Genomic DNA, 18,941 nt, shown 5'->3' with positions numbered 1-18,941 from the left:
GAGAGTTCAAACAGCTGAATCAATAATATGAGCCGGGCCAACCCCGGCTTTGTCATCTAAATGTCATCTAGCAAGACTAAACTCTATCCGATTTGGGCCTGGAGAGGTATTGCAGTTTGATGGCCATAGACAGGATAGCTGAACTTGGAAGTGTGTTGGATAACGAGGATGTCACCGCACTGTTTCAGCCTATTATCAATATAGACAGTAATAGTATCCACGGCTTCGAAGCTCTTAGCCGCGGCCCCATAGGCAGCAGTGTTCACTCTCCATTTCATCTGTTCAGCGCTGCCGAACGCCAAGGACGTCTCTCCGAGCTGGAGACCTTGTGTCGCCGGGTATCCATAGCCCAATTTCAGCAAAAACAATTGCCTGGCAAGCTGTTTATCAATATTTCCCCCAAGGCACTGCTGGATCCAACCCATCCTAAGGGGCAAACCCTCAAGCTCTTGCAACAGTTCGGCATAGCGCCATCCAATGTGGTCATAGAGCTGTCGGAACAATACCCGGCCGATGACATAGATCAGCTCAAAGCCTGCCTTAATCACTATCGTAACCAAGGTTTTTTAACCGCTCTCGACGACTTGGGTGCCGGTTATTCTGGCCTGCGTCTCTGGTCAGAACTCTCCCCCGACTATGTCAAAATTGATCGCCATTTTATTCATCAGATAGACAAGTTTCCGGTAAAACAGGAGTTTGTCCGCTCCATCATAGAGCTTTGCCAAAGCCTGACCTGTAAAGTCATCGCCGAGGGTATAGAGACTGAAGCCGAGCTGACCATATTGCGCCAGCTCGGCTTCACTTATTGCCAGGGCTTTTTGCTCGGCAGACCCGAGGCGCAGCCAGATAGACAACTGCAAACCCGCTATCTTGCCATTCGTCAGCAGGAACAACCGAGATACAACGAGGCGGCAGAGAGCCTGTGCCATCAGGCACAAACCTGCCCCTCCGAGACTGAGCTCAAGCAGTTGAGTGAACGCTTTCTCGCCCAGCCGGAGCTTCAGTGCATAGTGGTGTTGGAGCAAAAGCGTCCCTTGGGACTGATCTATCGCCATCGGCTGATGGAGCTATTTTCCCGCCCCTATGGCCGCGCCCTTCATGAGCACCAGGCGGTCACAGAACTCATGGACAGAGATGTGCTTATGGTCGATGCGGCTACACCTCTGTCATTGGTGAGCCAAAAACTTACCGCTAAGCCTGGCTCCGAAATAGCGCAGGAATTCATTATTCTGCGTCAAGGGGAATTTATCGGTCTTGGTCACACCCGCGAGCTGCTGCAACGCATCACTGAACACAGAATACAGATGGCACGCCACGCAAACCCATTAACGGAATTGCCCGGAAATGTGCCCATTCAGGAAGAGCTGCAACGGCTACGTAAACTGCGACAGCATTTTTATCTGGCCTATTTTGATCTATGCCATTTCAAGCCTTATAACGACATCTATGGCTTCGGTCGTGGTGATGAGGTGATAAGGGCCGTCGCCGGCCTGCTCAGACAATATGGCAAGGCACAGTTTATCGGCCACGTGGGTGGCGATGATTTTGTGATGATAGGCACAGAGCCAAAACTGCTCAGGGTTTGTCAGCAGATATTGACAGAGTTTGAACGGGGCAAGAGGCAATTTTTCAGTGATGAACATTGGCAAAGGCAGCACTTGTTTGCCCAGGACAGACAAGAGCAGGAATGCTTTCAACCGCTATTGCGCCTCAGCGTCGGAATACTGCCACCGCCATTAAGCCTGGACGCCAACGAGCATGAATTGTCCCGCCTGTGTGCGCTGGCGAAAAAGCAGGCCAAGCACAACCCTCAAGGGCTGTGCTTGCTGGAGATGCCGAAAACGGCTTAGAGTTTGGGCTTGAGTGTTTTCTGGAACCAGTCTTTCAGCATTCTTTCTTCATAGCGGAAGCTGTCACTGTTGATTCTGTCTACATGGTCGAGAAACTGCATATCGGTCAGCTTTTCATCGCCGGCAATGACTAGCTGATCGCCTTCCATCAAGCGATAACTGAAGCTGATCTTAGGCGGATAGACGTTCTTGACTACGCGTATATCGTTGGCGGTAGCGCCAAAGGTAGGCCGCACATCACCGGCCAAATCCACATCTGTGACTGTCAGTTCCAGCTTTTGGTTATCTTTTAGAGATGAGGAAACATCTTTATCCAAGGCTTTGGTCAAAGTATCAAACAGACGTTTTTCATACCGGGATTGCAGCTCACCGGCAGACTTGATATCCCGAAAATCCTTGGGTGACTGCCACTCTATTTTCACCTTACCCGATTCAGTAACCGGGTTTTCATCGGCCTTATCGGCCGCCAGCACCGAGCCAGAGGCCAGGGCACTTACAAGTAACAGATGTCTGATTTTCATATCAGCCTCCTTTGGGAGCGATTGTCAGTATGCTTTTGCTTCGAACTCAGAGTATAAAATTTAACCTGAATCCGGGCTTAACGCAAAACTAATATGAGAATAGCATTGTGTTATAAGTAGCTATTTTAATGTAGTATTTTTCGCAATACACCATCCAAAAAGATTAACCTGAGTATCAATTTGTAGCAGCAACAACAAACTTTCAAACAATGCGGCTTGAGTCAGGCCCGAGGAAGTAATCTAATAAACCAAAAACCGAGCCATAACAGGAGCACCAGTGAAACTCTCACCGCCTTTGCTGATTACCTTGGGACTATTTACCGCTCTGGGAATTGTTCTTATCGCCATCAATCAGGATGCCAAACCCAAGGGGCCGGAAACCTGGAGTGCCTTCATTTATACCCATGGCTTTGATTCGGGGCGTTATATCAAAGAGGACGATTTTGGTGATTATGCCAGCTGTAAGGCGTTTGCTACCGAGAAGTCCCAGGCCGCAGAGGGGGCACCTTGGGAGTGTGGCAGCTATTGCCGCTTCGACTCCCGCCGTCAGGGCTTTCAGTGTGAACAGATGCGCAACGACTAAGCCTGCTTAGAAAGGAAAACGGGCACAGAGCTTGGGGTACAGTTTACGCAGAGCCTTGGGCTGATCGTTGAAACGCTTACCCTTGGGCTGACTCAGCCCCGAAGGCACAAACGGTAACTCTTTCCCGGTACGAGTCTCGTATAACTGGCCGGCCAACAGATCTATTTCCTCAACAAAAGGATAGGCATAACCATTCAATTGTGGCCAAACTTCCAGCTCCCCTAACGAATCCGCTGCATTGCAGGCCGCCTGATAACGCTCCTTTCCCAGAGTCACCAGGAAATTGCGAAACTCGGCAAAGCCATAATCTGAATCGATTCCGGCGATGATGTAAGCAGCGCCCCAAAGATCCCAGCTGTAGCTCAGCCGGAGCTGCCGGGCAAAGTGTTTATCAAACTCTGCCAGTTCATCATCGCTCAAGCTTTGCAGTTTTTCGGTCAAACGCGCCTGGAGTTGCTGTTGGTCCTGATCGGGATAGTCGCGGCTGACCAGCTCCCAGAACTGCTCTTCTGTCATTGAGTGTTATCCTGCCAAAAATGTCAGCGCTCATTTTACCGGAAAAAGCGATTAAAATCCGGCTGGACTCACTCCAGGGCTTTCCATAGACTTAGGCCAATTTCTCACAGGAGTCATTTATGTCCATTTCAAGACCAATACCCTTGGTACTACTTTGCATCCTCTATCTGGTACTGGCCGGGGTAGCACTGTGGCGCACCATCAGTACGGGGGCAATAGATCTATTTACCTTGGGAGTCATCCCAGTATTGGTGGGCATAGTGTTACGTACAAGTTGGTCGCTGTGGGCACTGCGTATCTATCTCTTTATCCAGACTCTGGGGCTGCTGGCATTGGCCGCTACTGCACTGATGGCACTGCAGATAACACCTGAAGATGTCAAACTTGAGCTGGCTGGGCGCAATATCCCCTTGCTGCCGCTGGCGGCTGTGTTGTTGGCCTTACTGTTATTCCAGTATTGGGTGGCTTTTTCCGCCAACACAAAATGCTTTTTGCAACAGGAAAAATCTGACTAGATCGCACTGAATTTAAGGAAATCGGCGCCCAGCTCACAAATTTGTATAATTTTGGTTAAAAAATAACAAATAAAGCTCAAGAAGCCCGCTGAAAGGCCTTTTCAAGCCAAAAACCTTATGGCATGTTAGATGGGCAATAATAATTCAATCGACGGAAAGAAGAGACGCTCCAGATGAACAAAACTGAACTGATCGCAAAAATGGCAGAACATGCAAACCTGTCCAAAGCAGAAGCTGCCCGCGCCCTCAAGTCGTTCGAAGTAGCAGTGACTGATGCCATGAAAGAAGGATCTAAAATCTCCATCGTAGGCTTTGGTTCTTTCGAAACCTCAACCCGCGCGGCCCGCACTGGCCGTAATCCGCAAACCGGTAAAGAGATCCAGATCCCTGCCGCTACGATTCCCAAGTTCAAGGCCGGTAAGGCACTGCGTGACAGCGTCAACTAAGCCGCTTTTCACGGATGAAAGCGCCTCATAATGAGGCGTTTTTTATTGCCTGTCGTGCCCAACACTCAACTGCACAAAAAAAGGGCAAAACGCCCCATTTAAACGCAACATTTCATTAACCTCCTTTATATTCAAAAGCTAACCACATGTATTTAATGCCTATTTAAACTTGGCACAAGATTCGCTCATTCCGCACAGACAATAACGAGTGTCTGCGCCGGTCGCTATTACCGGTTTCGGAATCCAAACCATTGAGGGGATGAGAATGAAACACACCAAGTTTTCAATGTCAGTTATCGCAGGTCTGTTGTTGCTGGCCGGCGAAGCCCAGGCGACTGTATCAGGGAATATAGGAGCCACCTCCAACTATCTGTGGCGTGGGGTTACCCAGACGGATGACTCTGTCGCCGTTCAAGGTGGTATAGACTATAGCCACGATACAGGCTTTTACCTGGGCACCTGGGCCTCCAATGTCGACTTTGGTGATGACACCAGTTACGAGCTCGATTTTTACGGCGGTTACTCCGGCAGCATAGGCGAAGACTTTGGCTATGACATCGGCTATCTTTACTATGGCTACCCGGATGCCGAAGGCGATATCGACTTTGGTGAGCTGGCGCTGACTCTCAGCTGGAAGTGGTTTGAGCTGGGTTATGCCAAAGTGGTTAACGCTGGTGATGATGTAGCCAAAGCGCCGCTGGATAATAAGGATTTAAGCTATATCCACGCAGGTTTCAGTTATCCCCTCACGGAAACCGTGACGCTGACGGCACACTATGGTTATTCAGACGGTGATGTGGTGCAGAGCTGGTTTGGAGTTTCCGACTACGCCGACTACCATCTGGCCATCAGCAAGGAGACAGGAATAGGCTCTGTCTCCTTTATGGTGGCCGATACGGATCGGCCGAACGACGATGCCAAGATAGTGCTCAGCTATGTCTATGAGTTCGAATTCTAAGGATGGGAAAGCCCGAGGCGCAATCAGGCGATGACAGGTCGATTGCGTTTACGGGCGGCAACCATTTTTTCGATATGTTCCACTATCGGCTCGGCCACCTTGATACCTGTGGTCAACTCTATACCTTCAATACCCGGAGCTGAATTGACTTCAAGCACCAAGGCGCCACGCTCGGAGCGAAGAATATCCACCCCGGCCACAGCCAGCCCCATCGCCTTAACCGCATCAATGGCTGTCTTGCGCTCCTGAGGGGTAATCTTAATCTTCTCGGCGCTGCCGCCTAAATGCAGATTGGAGCGAAAATCGCCCTCCGGCCCCTGGCGTTTCATGGCCGCAACCACCTTATCACCCACCACAAAGCAGCGGATATCACTGCCGTTGGCTTCTTTGATATATTCCTGCACCAGAATGTTGGCCTTAAGCCCCAAAAAGGCTTCTATCACACTCTCGGCGGCCTTTTTGGTTTCTGCCAGCACCACACCTATTCCCTGGGTACCTTCCAAAAGCTTTATCACCAGCGGCGCCCCACCCACCATAGCGATAAGATCCGGAATATCATCCGGCTTGCTGGCAAAGCCTGTGACCGGCATGCCCACCCCTTTGCGGGACAGCAACTGCAGTGCCCGCAGCTTATCCCTTGAGCGGGCAATGGAGATGGAATCATTGGCGGCGTACACCCCCATCATCTCAAACTGGCGAACCAGGGCGCAGCCATAAAAAGTCACACTGGCATGGATCCTCGGGATAATGGCATCAAAACCGGCAAGCTCTTCACCTTCAAGATGAATACTGGGTTGCACCGAGTTGATGTTCATATAACAGTTGAGTGGATTGATCACCAAGGCCTGATGACCACGCCCCTCACAGGCTTCCACCAGCCTGCGGGTAGAATAGAGCTCGGGAAATTGAGAAAGGATACCGATTTTCATGTTTGGAAGACCCGGTAAAGAGAGTTATGGCCCAGCAAAAAAGAGGGGGCATCTTTGACCATACTTTGCCAATAGGCAAGCAAAATCAAACATTCCCCTCAGCCAGCAAAGGTAAAATATGCTGCACTTCAAAATCCACGGGCCGAATCGGCCGACAATAAAGATATCCCTGCAACAGATTGCAGCCCCGCTCACGACAAAACTGCGCCTGCGCCTCAGTCTCTATACCTTCAGCCACAGACACCACGTTAAAACCGTTGGCAAAATTAATCAAGGCAGACAACAAACGCTTGCCACGTTCATCCTGTTCGACCGAAGCCACAAAACTCTTGTCGATTTTCAGTACATTGATAGGAAAATATTTGATGTGCTCAAGGGACGAAAAGCCGGTGCCAAAGTCATCCAAAGACAACACTACCCCCAAGGCAGCAATCCGCTCCAACACCTTGGCCAGCTCCAGCGGTTCTTCAATCAGGGCATTTTCGGTGAGTTCCAGCTCCAGCTGCGATGCCGGCAGCCCGGTTTGCTGCAATACTCTGACTATGGTCTGATACAAGGTTTCGCGAATGATCTGCGACGGTGACAGGTTAACCGCCACAGATAACTGCTTTCCTACCGGAGCCAGCATCGTCAGCCACTCGACGGTTTGCGCGCAGGCCTGTGCCAACACCCACTCACCTATCTCATCAATCAAGCCTATCTCTTCGGCTATCGGTAGAAAACTGTCGGGCGCCAGCAGGCCATCTTCCGGATGTTGCCAGCGCAGTAAGGCTTCCATTCCCAAAAGCTCGCCGGAAATTGCATCAAATTTGCCCTGATAAAAGACCCTGAATTCATCCCGCTCCAGCGCAGTTCTCAGTCCCATCTCGATACGGTTACGAAACCTGACCTCCCTGGCCAACTCTTCGGAATAAAACTGGATCTGATTACGGCCAATTTTTTTGGCGCGATACATGGCAATATCGGCACACTTGAGCAGCTCTGAGCTGTCGCAGACAGAATCGCTGTATACAGCAATGCCAATGCTGGCGCCGATAAGCACATCATGTTCCCCCAGCGGGAAAGGCTCTTCGAAGGCCTGCTGCAGCCTATTGGCCACCGCCATAGGGAAGTAACGATTCTCGGACTCTGTCACCAACACCACAAACTCGTCGCCACCGAGACGGGCAATGAGATCCCCTTCCCTGAGCGCCGCGTTTAGACGGTTGGCCACTTCCACCAATAGGATATCCCCCACCTGGTGCCCTAAGGTGTCGTTGATACCCTTGAAATCATCCAGATCCAAGAGGATCACCGCCAGCATGTCCTGATGGCGCTTGACCTGACTCAAGGTGCGATTCAGGCAGAGTTCAAAACCGTAGCGATTGACCAGTTTGGTCAGGGAATCATGTTCAGCCAGTTCTTTGAGCTTCTCGTGGCTTTGGCGCAATGCCAAAGCCATGGAAGCCCTTTGCTTGGCATTGCGGATAGCACGGGTCAAGCGGCTGGTATTCACTTCATCTTTGAGCAGAAAATCCTGTGCCCCCAACTCGATGCAGCGCTGCGCCAGCTTGTCGTCTTCATAACGGGAGATCATCACTACTGCGGTTTGCTCTCCGGCCGATTCATTAAGGCGGCTCAATACTTCCAGACCATTGGCATCGGGCAACATATAGTCGAGCAGTATGCCATCGAAGTGCTGCTGGCAGGCGAACTCCAAGCCACTCTGGGCACAGTTGGCCTCCAGCACCTTGAACGCCAGTGACGATTGATCCAGGGCACGAATGATAGCGGCTCTGTCTATCTCATCATCATCGATCAACAGCAAATTCATGCTTTCCATCCCTCAGGCTTCCGGCAGTTCAACAATACGCCAATAGCTTTCCAACATATTGAAAATATTATAAAAACCATCGCTTATTTCATGTTTGACCATATAGCCGGCCACATGATGCTTATAAGCCTCTACCTTGTCTTCATCGGCGCTTGAGGTGGTCAGCACAAAGACTACTGAGAGAGACAATGCAGGGTCATTGCGGATATGACCAAGAAACTCCAAGCCATTCATCCGCGGCATATTGAGATCCAGTAAGATTAGATAAGGATGATGTACCCGACCATCATTCAGCATCTCCAAGGCCTCCAAACCATCTTTGGCTCTGACCAAGGGGTTCAGTAGTCTAAGCTGCCGCATTGCCCGTTGTACCGCCATGTAATCGACATCATCGTCATCGACCAACAGAATAGTGACTTCCTTATATCCGGCAGTTTGGCTCATGACTCCTCCTTGAAGTGCACCGGCCAGGTAAAGTAAAAGCTGCAACCACGCCCTTCCGATTTCACCCAGATCTTGCCGCCCATATTTTCCACCGACTTTTTCACCAAAGAGAGCCCCAGGCCACTGCCCTCTACCTCATCTCTAGGCTTAAGCGTTTGGAATATCGCGAAAATTTTATGATGAAACTTGGCCGCTATCCCAGGGCCGTCATCGGTAACACAGAAACAATAATAGTCGCCCTGGCGCTCGCTGCTGACGCTGAGTACACCCTCCCCCTTGTCGTGGTGTTTGATGGCATTGCTGAACAGGTTTCTAAATACCAACTCCAGCGGCACCCTGGCCGTGGTCAGAACAGGCATTTCAGACAAGATAACCAGCTTGAACCCAGTTGGCGGAGCCACCAGGCTGAAGGTGTCCTGCAGCAACTGCTTGCTGTCCACTTCGGTCAACTCGGTATCTACCCTGCCTATACGCGAGAAGGTCAGCAAGCCATCCAGCAGCAGGACCATACGCTGGACCCGACTCTTGATCAGGTGCAGATACTTCTGCACCTGTTCGCTACTGTTGTCGCTGAGATCTTCTGCCAGCCACTCGGATAACTGCTCTATGCCCCGCAGCGGCGACTTAAGATCGTGAGAGGCTATATAGGCAAAACTGTCCAGCTCACGGTTTATTTTTTCCAACTCCTCTGTGTGACGAGCTTTCTCGGCTTCAATCCTTTTGCGATCCGACACATCATTGATAGTGGCCAAAATCGACTGGCCATTGGTGAAATGGATTGGGGTTAGCCCCACTTCGACCGCCACCAGAGAACCGTCTTTGGCTCGGCCGAACAGGTCATCACGCTGGGACATATTCTTGGCAATAGGCTGCTGCAGATAACCGCCCATGTGTTGATTGTGTGACTTATGCAGGCTCTCCGGCAGCAGTATGTTCACGCTGCGGCCCAGTAGTTCGTCCCGGGCATAACCGAACAGTTGCTCAGTATGCGCATTGACCAGAGTGATGAGCCCATGGCCGTCAACCATGATCAGCGCCGACGGCGAGGCCTCTATAACCAAGCGGAAGCGTTTTTCATTGGCCAGTATCTCGTTGGCCAGCAAGCCTTCCTGATATCTGGCTCTGGCATTACTGAGCAGAAAATAGAGCAGCACCAAGATAAACAGCAGGCCTATGCCCAGCATCAATTTGCTTTGCAGTTTCTCGGTTTCAGTGACAAAACTCTTGTCAGCGCCGATTTGCAGCAACCATTGATGACCACCGACCTTGAGCGGCAACACATGATTGTAGGTTTTGGCAATCGGCCCCAGCTCCTCAGTGCTGTACAGCAACGAAGTGTCTGAGGGGGTGTCGCCATCAAAGATCTCTAGATTCAGGCTGGGAAACTTATCGGCCAAAATGCCTTGCATAAGGTTATTCATTCGAAAGGCGGCATAGACCACACCTGTAGCAGCCTTGGGGCCGGCAGAAGTTTCATCATAAAGCGCCAAATACATCAAGAAGCCGGCCTGAATATCCTGCTGGGTTTCCTGTACCAAGGTAATTTTGCCGGAGATCGCCGCCTCCCCTGTGTTGATGGCTCTATCTATTGCTTCTCGGCGAGTCGGTTCGGAATACATGTCATAACCAAATGCCCGCCGGTTACGCCAATCAAAGGGTTCCAAATAGATAATGGCCTGGTAGGTATCACGCTTACCAACTGGGTACACCCGATATTCTTCAAAACCTTCAGCGCGGATAGCTGCCTCATGGGCAGTCAACTGCTCCGGTGACACAATAACGCTGTAGCCTATTCCCTGGATCCCGGGATAAAAACTCTCCATCTTGGCGTTGGTCACATATTCGTGCCACTCCTCACGGGTCACGCCATCGGATGCCATAAACAGGCCCACGCCCCCCCGCAGTACCTGCTCATAGGTCAACAGACGATCTCTTATGGCATCTTTGACCAACATGGCCTGATACTCAAAGCGCTCACGTCCGCGCTGCTCCGCATATTGATTAAACAGATACCAACCCAGGCAAGTAAAAAGGAGTGCAACCAGGATAATCACCCAAACCGAGGCCGGAGTGGAAAAGCCGAAGCGTTTTACAGAGGTGGATGATGCGGTGAGACGATCGTCCGGGATCATAAACAGCCGAGTCCTTAGCCAATTAAGCAAATGCCATGGGGTTAATTCTGGTCGGGTTCATGAAAAAAACAAGTTAAAAACAGCAAAACCCCCTCAAATTTAGGTTCTTGGAAAAGATCGTCAAAATGTTGTCTCGATCTCACTTCCTATTGCAACTCAGTGCTAGATTTCAGTTTAACCAAAGCTAATATTGAGTAGAGGGACGGACAGAATCATTTGCTTTGTTAGACAAAAATTTTTGCTTTTCAGCCAATGCTTTTTTGGCTAGAAAATCCTTGGATAAACCGTGAGGAATTCGTGATGGCCCATATTGTTGAACTCGTGCCCAACGATGCTGAAATTGAAGCAATGACCACCCCAAAAAACCGTCAGGCCGAAAAGGCGCTGCAACACAAACGCCAGGTAAAACGCCGTTTGGAAGATTACTTGGAGCGCTTGGAACTCAGACGAGCCATGGGGCTCGATGATGACGATATGTTTTAGCCTTCCTTAATATGGGAGGGTGCCAGCAACACCCTCCTTACCCTTGCCGTCCTCTCAAAGACTGGGTTTGGGTAAGCAAGGCCTCGGCCTTTGCCCCCAACCAGACGTATAGTCCCAAGGCCACCAACAAGCCAACCACCGCCAACATCATCAAAATCGCTCCCTGAATGTACTCCACCTGTCCGAGTGATGCCTTGAACATGGTCAGCAAGGCCTCGATAGAGATGGCGATCAATATGGTGGAAACAAAGCGGGTAATGGTGCGCCGGGTGGAACTGTGGCGGAAGATGTCTTTATGCATCAACACTTCTTCTTCCAGTATGGTCTTGCCGAGATCGAATATCGCCAACGCCAGGGTGATATAGATGATGATCCCAAACGGCTTGAGCGAATCATGAGCCAGTTGCGGCCCCTGCGCCAATAAATGCCAAATATCCCTGGCCGAGATCAACACCAGTACCCCGACTATGATGAATAGCCCTGTCACCAGAGTGAGATAAACTGCCTTGAACAGCGGCGTCACCTTGCGCCTGTGACTGTCGCCCATCATAAACTCAATCAGCCGGGTCAGGTTGATATCCACCACCACAAAGCCGCGACTGGCATCCAAACGACTCACGCCCATGGATGCCGACAAACAGAGTTGCCCGGAAGCATTGGAAAGATAAGGTGAAGTTATCTGTACCCCGCTCTTGTCGCCGGCATTGAGAAAATAGGGCCTCTGGCTGCGATCCGGATGCTCACCCACAGCTAGCAGTTTGATCTTTTGCTGGATAAGCGCCAGATTCGGGCTCACTTGGTGACCATTTTCATCCAGCAAATACATCAATTCCACAAAGGGATAACAGGCTGCCACTTCAGAAAACACCCTGATGGCCCGCCCTGTGTCATCAAAGAGCTGAGAGTCGGCCATTCCGGTCAAAATCGACTGCAATAGTTCATCGATTAGCGGCTGATACTCATGAAAACGTTCAATCACACTCAAGTAACTCATGTTTGCCATAACGGCTCCTGAAAGTTCGCCTATACAACCTCAGATAAGCAGCTTGAGTGCCAATATTGCAACATGATGAATATCAATTAATTAGCTTAAATCATACGCGGCGACTATGCTCAATAACCAAGCAACTGCACCAAGATCTGGCAAGGATAAATTCTGTTGCCAGACAGCGCGTTATCCAAGATGATAGCCGCCAATAACCTGTGTCTTCCGAGGAGACCATTGATGCCAGACACAAGTACCTATAAAGAGGATCTACGGCGCCTCTCGGACGAGCTGATCCGGCTGCAAAAACCGATAAAAATCCTCGATACCATCAAGTGGCCGAGGGAGGTGGAAGCCCGATTTCTCGAAAACAACGGCAAGCAGTTACCCGCCATAGACGCCGAGTTTTACCAGCGCCTGCCACTGCCTTTTGACCCGGATAAAACCCGCCAAGAGTTAACCGAATTGCGTTTGCAGACCCGCAAGCACCTGGGAAGATACGACAAGCTGGGCAAGATATTGGTGGCCAATATCGAGCAATATCTTCAGGTTATCGACATGCTGCAACATAGAGGCAAGGCCGATTTCGGTGAATTCAGCCGTCGCCTCTACGGCAGTGCCAACCATAAGCTCCACGGCGACAGACATAATCTCAGGCAGCTCGGCGATCGTTTGAGTTACATCTTCTCGCTACCGGCAGCGCTGCGCAGCAATCGTCATCACCCCAAAGAAATCGCCGCGCCGGAGGCGGTGGATATTCTCAGCCGCCGCCTGAAAGATTATTTCCACAGCGACGATATTCGGGTGCGCCTCAGTGACGGCATAGTCTCGGATGCCGCAGTGGGCGGCGATACGGTCAAACTCAACAGCAAGGCGTTGTTCAGTCAATCGGACCTCGATGTTTATGAGGTACATGAGGGCTGGGTACATGTGGGCACCACCCTCAATGGCCGGGCTCAACCCTGGGCCACCTGGCTCAGTGTTGGTTCTCCCAGGGTAGCCGCAGCCCAAGAAGGGCTAGCCGTATTGATGGAAACCATCACCCTGAGCTCCAACCCTGGGCGGGCCAGACGCATCAGCGACAGGATCACTGCGGTCGATATGGCCGAGCAAGGCGCCGACTTCATAGAAGTATTCAACTATTTCTGCGGCCAGAACCTCAGCAAACGAGACAGCTACCGGGTGACTCAGCGAGTATTTCGCGGTGGTATGGTGCAAGGCGGCAGCTACTTCACCAAGGATATCTCCTATGTGCGCGGCTATGTGGAAAACATTAACTTTATCCGCTCTGCCATCACAGCCGGGATCCCGGAGATCATCCCCATGTTGTTTGTCGGCAAGCTGGCCATTGAGGATATCCCGGTGCTTTATCAGGCCCACAGGGAGGGGCTTATTGCCGCCCCCAAGTATCTGCCGCCTATGTTCGATAACTTCAGTGGCCTCTATGCCTGGTTTGGTTTCGCCTCAGGCATGGCTGGGATAGATCTCAAAGGCGTGCAGCGACACTTCAGTCACCTATTCAAACAGTTACCCAATGCCGAGCCCATGTTCGAGTTACTGGAAGACACTGAGTTTGACAGTAACGCCGACTGATAAAAAATGGCCAACTATAAGTTGCCCATTTTTATGGCGATCGCTTGATTGACCCACTATTTTTGCAACTCGGCCTGGCGCTGCTTGATAAAATATTCACGAGTCAGCGCGAAAACCACAGGGCTGAGCAGCGCCAGGGCTATCAGATTGGGAATCGCCATCATGGCATTGAGGGTGTCGGCCACCAGCCAGATAAAGTCCAGAGACGCAACGGCCCCTACTGGCACCATCAGAGTCCAGACCAAGCGAAACGGCACTATAGCGCGAATACCAAACAGATATTGCACGCACTTTTCACTGTAAAAGCTCCAGCCGAGAATAGTGGTAAAGGCGAAAATAGCCAAAGCCACCGCCACTATGTAATGCCCTATAGGCAAGGCATGGCTGAAAGCATAGGAGGTCAAGGCCGCGCCGGTTTCCCCCGAGGTCCAGGCACCGGAAACGATAATCGCCAAACCTGTGATGGAGCAGACCACTATGGTATCGATAAAGGTACCCAGCATGGCTACCAGGCCCTGAGCCACTGGGTTATTGGTCTGCGCAGCCGCATGGGCAATCGGTGCGCTGCCAAGACCTGCCTCATTGGAAAACACTCCGCGGGCGACCCCGAAACGTATGGCAGCCCAAACTGCCGCCCCGGCGAAACCACCCTGGGCCGCCACTGGGCTGAAGGCGCTCACAAATACCAACTCCAACGCCGCCGGGATCTGATCGAAATAGACCACAATCACAGCCAAGCCTGCGGTGATATAAAACACTGTCATCAAGGGCACTAACTTACCGGCCACATCAGCAATCCGCTTGATGCCGCCCATTAAAACAGCACCCACCAAAATCATCATTACCAGGCCGGTTGCCCAGGCTGGAACGCCAAAGTTACTATCCAAGGCATCGGCCACCGAATTGGCCTGCACTGTGTTGCCTATACCAAAACCGGCAAAACCACCAAATAAGGCGAATAAAGTTCCCAGCCAGGCCCATTTCTGGCCGAGGCCGTTCTTGATGTAGTACATAGGGCCGCCTATGTGGTTGCCGCTGTCATCGACCTCGCGATACTTGACCGCCAACACAGCTTCGGAGAACTTGGTGGCCATCCCCACCAGCGCGGTGCACCACATCCAGAACAACGCCCCCGGGCCGCCAAGAAATATTGCCGTCGCCACCCCGGCGATATTCCCTGTCCCTATGGTGGCCGACAGTGACGTCATCAGCGCATTGAAGGGGCTGATCTCCCCTTTCATATTGGTGTCTTTATCCGGGATCCGCCCGGACCAGAGTAAGCGGAACCCCCGCCCCAGCTTGAGAAGCTGCATAAAGCGCAAACCTATGGACAGAAACAGTCCTACCCCCAGGATCATCACCAGCATGGGCACACCCCAAACCAGGCTGTTGAGCTGGCTAACCCATTCCATTATTGTTTCCATTCCAACCTCGTGTAGTTATTGTTATCGTTGCAGTTTCCACCTGTTATGGCAAAACTGCATAAGGAACACCCAGATTACAACGAAACATTAACAATTGGAAACCCGAGGTCAAACTCAGTCGGCGCTCAACCCCAGGTTGGTTGGTAGCTGGGCGATATCACCAGCCACCCATTCAGCCTCTATGCACTGCTGCAGATGCTCAGCCATAAAGTGCACCAATTGCCGCGCCGCATAGGGCATACGCCTGTCTTTACGGCTCACCAGATACCAGTTGCTTTCCAACGGGAAGCCCTTCACATCCAGAATAGCCGGGCGCTCGCGCCCTTCCTCCAGGGTATGGGCCGAGATAACTGATAACCCCAACCCCGAGGCGACCCCCAGACGAATGGCCTCATTGCTCTCTATCTGCATACAGTCGCCCAGTTCCACCCCCTGACCGCTGAGCCAAGACTCAAACATCAAACGGGTAGCCGAACCCGGCTCACGGATGAGAAACCGCTCGCGACTGAGCTGCTCAAACTTGAGTTCACTCTGCCCGGCGGCCCAATGATCTCTGGGGGCAATCAACTGCAGTGGGTTACGGATGATCCGTGCCGATTGCACAGTTTCGCCCCTGGGAGGATGGCTGAAGAGGTAGAGATCGTCTTCCAGATGCTCAAAACGATTCAGCACATGGGCACGGTTGCCTATGTTCAGTGTGACTCGGACACCGGGGAAACGACGATAGAAAGCGCCTAGGATCCGCGGCACCACGTACTTGGCCGTGGTCACCAGGCCGATATTGATGTGGCCGCTCTGCCCTTCCCGCACCTTGGCCAGCATGCCGTTGAAGTCTTCCAAACGAGTCATCACATCGACCGCCGCCCGGTACAACTCCTGCCCCACCTGAGTCGGCCGCAGCCCTCCCGGGCCGGTTTCCAGCAAAGGCTCACCCACCAGCTCGGCCAGTTTTTTCAATTGCAGCGACACGGTCGGCTGAGTCAGATACAGGTGTCTGGCGGCGGCTGAAATATTCTGCCGCCGAACCACTTCGATATACACCTGCAACAAGCGCAGGCTGAGATGGCGAAGATCCATAGATAATTATCTATATATATGCAGTGAATAATTTATTTTCCAATATAGCGCCGGGCGAGCACAATCTCCAGCCGTCTAACAAGGAGAATCCCATGCCTGATGTTGTTATTGCCTTTTTCGGCCTAGGCCTGTTGGCCGGTCTGCTCAAATCGGATCTCAGAGTCCCCGAATCCACCTACGAAACCCTTTCCATACTGTTAATGCTGACCCTGGGCCTCAAGGGCGGCATGGCGCTACACGGCCACACAGATCAGCTGTCCTTTGCCGAACTGGGACTAGTAATAGGTTTGGGACTGGCAATCCCGCTGACGCTGTATCCCATACTGAAAAAAGTGGTTCGCCTATCCCAGAGCGATGCCATCAGTATTGCCGCCCACTACGGCTCGGTCAGTGCCGGGACTTTTGCCGTTGTCTACGCCATGACAGAACAGCTGGGCTGGCCACTCAAGCCCGAAACCACTCTCTATCTGGTACTGCTGGAGCTGCCATCCATCATAGTCATGCTGTGGCTCTATCGACGCCTTAACCGGGATAAAACGGGAGGCAGTGGCAATATTCTGCTGGAAGCACTCACAAGTCGTGGGGTGATACTGCTGGGGGGCGGCGTGCTTATCGGTTGGGGCTACGGCGCTGAGGGCTTGGCCTCGTTAAGCCCTGTGCTGATGCAGGGATTCAAGACCTTGCTGGCGCTATTCCTGCTGGAAATGGGCTTGTGTACCGCCAGGGTTTGTGCTCCACTGCCCTTGAGTCACTGGCGCCTATTGGTATTTGCCGCCATCACCCCTTTTGTGCTCGCCTGGGTGGGTATCATTACAGGTCACGCCCTGGGGCTGCCCGCCGGTTCGACATTGGTACTGGCCGGTCTCTGCGCCAGCGCCTCTTATATTGCGGCACCGGCGGCGATCCGTGCGGCCATTCCATCGGCCAATATCGGCGTGGCCATGCTGGCCTCGCTGGGGGTCACCTTCCCGATTAACCTGCTGATAGGGCTTAATCTTTACCGTCAATGGGTGGCCTGGATTTACGGGCTCTGAACTTGTTCCTGCGGCGCGGGTTCTGACTCGAGTAACAGCTTGAGATTACTGAGCCCACGCAATAGATCCGTGGCGATCATGGTTTCAAAGTCGACAAACAGAAACATCAGATTCATCGGATAATCCAGATGCCCCTTAAAGCTCCAACTAAGGTTGGTCCTATTGCCTTTATAGGGCTCAAACAGCATGTAGGCAGGTTCAGTAGCCTCGAAGGGAGTCAGGAATCTGAGCTGATAATCGATGCGCTTGTTGGTTTCCATGGCGACTATCTCCTGCTCGCCTTGGCCCACCTGCGGGTTGTCACTCTCCCAAGCCGAGACAAAGCCAACAGTGCCGTCAACGCCGCGATAACTGCGCTTAATCGCCGGATCCATCTTGGCCCAAACGCTGAAATTATCTTGATTCTTAAGATACTTTACATAGTCATACACCTCGGCCACCGGGCGATTTATCACCACATTGGTGGTCACCTGGTAGTCGCTTTTGACAAACAGAGCGGCAATCAGCGGCACAGCCACTATCAGTGCCAACAGGATAAACAGTGTCTTGATAAAACGCATAAGGACTCTCCAAACAAGTTTTCTTCCGACAACAATTACTTGTCTGAGTATATCCTGCAAACAGCCCAAAAAGTAACCAGATTGTTAAATGTTGAAAATAGTGGTTTTACCTCTGTTAGCACTAACAAATCTTGGTGGAGAAGCGAGCCGGGCCACAAATCATCCACTGGTGGTTTGTTGTGCATATGCTTTTAGGTTACAGTCACCTGTAAACATGGACGTCTAACCTAGGAAGTATAATGGGACTGATCCTGGCGCCACTACTTGTTATCTGGCTGGCAATATTGACTGTGGCGGGTTACCAAGCCACTTTGTACTTCAAAGAAACTTTCAGCTTCAGCGGCCTATTGGCATTTTCCAGTGTCAGTTTGCTCTGCGGAGCTCTCTATTTCCTGCTCCATTTCCGGCGCTATCAGGACGCAGAAACCTTAAGTGTTTTCGAGATCAGTCTGGAACTCTTATTCAACCCTATCAGTGGTGGCATTTGCGTATTGGCACTGTTACTGATCTGGCTGGTGCCCATGGGGGTTTGCAAGCCTCTACTGTTGGCACTGGTGCTTGGCCTAGCTATCGCCACCCTGACCGGGGTCGTTTATGAAGAGAGTTTTATGACAAAACATGGGATTCAACGCACTCACTGAAGAGGATATAGTGCAAGCTATGATTTTCGGCCACTGAGGCCACACCAATCCAAGGAGAGAGAATGATCCAACTCAGCAATAAAGAAACCGGCGCCGTTATCGGCCATATCTCCGAACAACAGCTGCAGTTCCTGATCGACAACCTGGTAGAAGAGCATGATGCCGACCAGGACTACTGGCTGAACCGCACTCAATTGGAAACCTTTAAGGCCATAGAGGCCGATGCCGAGCTCATCAACCTGTTGGAAGCCGCCATGGGCGAAGCCGATGAACTGGAGATCCTCTGGCAGCGCCAAGGCTAAAGCCAGGTTTGCACCAACAATAAAAACGCTCCTTTATTAAGGGCAATGTAGATCAGATAAGGATCGGTTGACCGATCCTTCTGATGAGAGACAATCGGAAACCTGTTTGTAGGTTTCCGATTTTTTATGTCTATT

General features: G+C 51.6%; 20 protein-coding genes. 10 read left to right on the top strand and 10 right to left on the bottom strand.

Annotation, left to right across the window (positions count from 1 at the left end):
* Positions 1 to 116 precede the first annotated feature (116 nt).
* Positions 117 to 1,850: a GGDEF domain-containing protein gene (locus tag ACMHXE_RS01320; protein ID WP_373296804.1), complete on the top strand. Its 1,734-nt coding sequence runs from the start codon at positions 117 to 119 to the stop codon at positions 1,848 to 1,850.
* Here the strand turns inward: ACMHXE_RS01320 and ACMHXE_RS01315 are convergent.
* Positions 1,847 to 2,371: a DUF3016 domain-containing protein gene (locus ACMHXE_RS01315; protein ID WP_101054845.1), complete on the bottom strand. Its 525-nt coding sequence runs from the start codon at positions 2,369 to 2,371 to the stop codon at positions 1,847 to 1,849. The two genes, ACMHXE_RS01320 and ACMHXE_RS01315, sit on opposite strands and share 4 nt — an antisense overlap.
* A gap of 277 nt (positions 2,372 to 2,648) precedes the next feature.
* On the opposite strand from ACMHXE_RS01315, the gene ACMHXE_RS01310 reads away from it, so the two are divergent.
* The gene (locus ACMHXE_RS01310; RefSeq protein WP_101054842.1) at positions 2,649 to 2,954 is read left to right on the top strand and encodes a hypothetical protein; all 306 of its coding nucleotides are present in this window, start codon (positions 2,649 to 2,651) and stop codon (positions 2,952 to 2,954) included.
* A 6-nt stretch (positions 2,955 to 2,960) separates the two neighbouring features.
* Here the strand turns inward: ACMHXE_RS01310 and ACMHXE_RS01305 are convergent, their stop codons facing one another.
* Entirely contained in the window at positions 2,961 to 3,470 is a 510-nt protein-coding gene (locus tag ACMHXE_RS01305; protein WP_101054839.1) for a DUF4240 domain-containing protein, read from the bottom strand.
* A gap of 119 nt (positions 3,471 to 3,589) precedes the next feature.
* Here ACMHXE_RS01305 and ACMHXE_RS01300 point away from each other — a divergent pair, with 119 nt between their 5' ends.
* The 3 genes from ACMHXE_RS01300 (at position 3,590) to ACMHXE_RS01290 (ending at position 5,389) form a co-directional block, all read left to right on the top strand.
* Positions 3,590 to 3,985 carry a hypothetical protein gene (locus ACMHXE_RS01300; RefSeq protein WP_101054836.1) on the top strand — a complete coding sequence of 132 codons (396 nt, stop codon included), beginning with the start codon at positions 3,590 to 3,592 and terminating at the stop codon, positions 3,983 to 3,985.
* A 173-nt stretch (positions 3,986 to 4,158) separates the two neighbouring features.
* Positions 4,159 to 4,431, top strand: a complete 273-nt coding sequence (locus ACMHXE_RS01295; protein ID WP_039034447.1) for an HU family DNA-binding protein — start codon at positions 4,159 to 4,161, stop codon at positions 4,429 to 4,431.
* A gap of 265 nt (positions 4,432 to 4,696) precedes the next feature.
* On the top strand, positions 4,697 to 5,389 hold the full coding sequence (locus ACMHXE_RS01290; RefSeq protein WP_101054833.1) for a TorF family putative porin: 693 nt from the start codon (positions 4,697 to 4,699) through the stop codon (positions 5,387 to 5,389).
* 23 nt (positions 5,390 to 5,412) lie between these two features.
* Here the strand turns inward: ACMHXE_RS01290 and rimK are convergent, their stop codons facing one another.
* The 4 genes from rimK to ACMHXE_RS01270 all read right to left on the bottom strand — a co-directional run bounded on the left by rimK (position 5,413) and on the right by ACMHXE_RS01270 (position 10,704).
* Positions 5,413 to 6,318 (bottom strand): 30S ribosomal protein S6--L-glutamate ligase, encoded by a 906-nt coding sequence (gene rimK / locus ACMHXE_RS01285; RefSeq protein ID WP_101054830.1) that lies wholly within the window; start codon positions 6,316 to 6,318, stop codon positions 5,413 to 5,415.
* 85 nt (positions 6,319 to 6,403) lie between these two features.
* The gene (locus ACMHXE_RS01280; RefSeq protein ID WP_101054963.1) at positions 6,404 to 8,131 is read right to left on the bottom strand and encodes a putative bifunctional diguanylate cyclase/phosphodiesterase; all 1,728 of its coding nucleotides are present in this window, start codon (positions 8,129 to 8,131) and stop codon (positions 6,404 to 6,406) included.
* Positions 8,132 to 8,143: 12 nt separating this feature from the next.
* Entirely contained in the window at positions 8,144 to 8,575 is a 432-nt protein-coding gene (locus tag ACMHXE_RS01275) for a response regulator (RefSeq protein ID WP_101054827.1), read from the bottom strand.
* Positions 8,572 to 10,704, bottom strand: coding sequence for a CHASE domain-containing protein (locus tag ACMHXE_RS01270; protein ID WP_373296808.1), 2,133 nt, complete (start codon positions 10,702 to 10,704; stop codon positions 8,572 to 8,574). The genes ACMHXE_RS01275 and ACMHXE_RS01270 overlap by 4 nt, the downstream gene beginning before the upstream one ends.
* A 303-nt stretch (positions 10,705 to 11,007) precedes the next feature.
* On the opposite strand from ACMHXE_RS01270, the gene ACMHXE_RS01265 reads away from it, so the two are divergent.
* Complete coding sequence (locus ACMHXE_RS01265; protein WP_025886854.1) at positions 11,008 to 11,190, top strand: PA3496 family putative envelope integrity protein; 183 nt, start codon at positions 11,008 to 11,010, stop codon at positions 11,188 to 11,190.
* Positions 11,191 to 11,227: 37 nt separating this feature from the next.
* Here ACMHXE_RS01265 and ACMHXE_RS01260 read toward each other — a convergent pair whose 3' ends face one another.
* Positions 11,228 to 12,193, bottom strand: a complete 966-nt coding sequence (locus ACMHXE_RS01260) for a PDC sensor domain-containing protein (RefSeq protein WP_101054820.1) — start codon at positions 12,191 to 12,193, stop codon at positions 11,228 to 11,230.
* Between the two features lie 222 nt (positions 12,194 to 12,415).
* Here ACMHXE_RS01260 and ACMHXE_RS01255 point away from each other — a divergent pair, with 222 nt between their 5' ends.
* Positions 12,416 to 13,768 (top strand): flavohemoglobin expression-modulating QEGLA motif protein, encoded by a 1,353-nt coding sequence (locus ACMHXE_RS01255; protein WP_101054817.1) that lies wholly within the window; start codon positions 12,416 to 12,418, stop codon positions 13,766 to 13,768.
* A gap of 56 nt (positions 13,769 to 13,824) precedes the next feature.
* On the opposite strand, the gene ACMHXE_RS01250 is transcribed toward ACMHXE_RS01255, so the two are convergent.
* Positions 13,825 to 15,192 (bottom strand): alanine/glycine:cation symporter family protein, encoded by a 1,368-nt coding sequence (locus ACMHXE_RS01250; protein WP_101054814.1) that lies wholly within the window; start codon positions 15,190 to 15,192, stop codon positions 13,825 to 13,827.
* A gap of 114 nt (positions 15,193 to 15,306) precedes the next feature.
* On the bottom strand, positions 15,307 to 16,269 hold the full coding sequence (locus ACMHXE_RS01245; RefSeq protein ID WP_101054811.1) for a LysR family transcriptional regulator: 963 nt from the start codon (positions 16,267 to 16,269) through the stop codon (positions 15,307 to 15,309).
* Positions 16,270 to 16,361: 92 nt separating this feature from the next.
* Here ACMHXE_RS01245 and ACMHXE_RS01240 point away from each other — a divergent pair, with 92 nt between their 5' ends.
* Positions 16,362 to 17,303 carry a sodium-dependent bicarbonate transport family permease gene (locus ACMHXE_RS01240; RefSeq protein ID WP_413731163.1) on the top strand — a complete coding sequence of 314 codons (942 nt, stop codon included), beginning with the start codon at positions 16,362 to 16,364 and terminating at the stop codon, positions 17,301 to 17,303.
* Here ACMHXE_RS01240 and ACMHXE_RS01235 read toward each other — a convergent pair.
* Positions 17,291 to 17,863 (bottom strand): SRPBCC family protein, encoded by a 573-nt coding sequence (locus ACMHXE_RS01235; protein WP_165564448.1) that lies wholly within the window; start codon positions 17,861 to 17,863, stop codon positions 17,291 to 17,293. The genes ACMHXE_RS01240 and ACMHXE_RS01235 overlap by 13 nt on opposite strands.
* A gap of 239 nt (positions 17,864 to 18,102) precedes the next feature.
* On the opposite strand from ACMHXE_RS01235, the gene ACMHXE_RS01230 reads away from it, so the two are divergent.
* Both ACMHXE_RS01230 and ACMHXE_RS01225 read left to right on the top strand, forming a co-directional pair.
* Positions 18,103 to 18,504, top strand: a complete 402-nt coding sequence (locus ACMHXE_RS01230; protein WP_101054803.1) for a hypothetical protein — start codon at positions 18,103 to 18,105, stop codon at positions 18,502 to 18,504.
* A gap of 62 nt (positions 18,505 to 18,566) precedes the next feature.
* Complete coding sequence (locus ACMHXE_RS01225; protein ID WP_101054799.1) at positions 18,567 to 18,806, top strand: galactosyldiacylglycerol synthase; 240 nt, start codon at positions 18,567 to 18,569, stop codon at positions 18,804 to 18,806.
* Positions 18,807 to 18,941 lie beyond the last annotated feature (135 nt).

The organism is Shewanella sp. BJSY2023SW007, assembly GCF_047314525.1.
GTDB lineage: Bacteria > Pseudomonadota > Gammaproteobacteria > Enterobacterales > Shewanellaceae > Shewanella > Shewanella chilikensis.
This window is presented reverse-complemented; position numbering and strand designations above follow the sequence as displayed.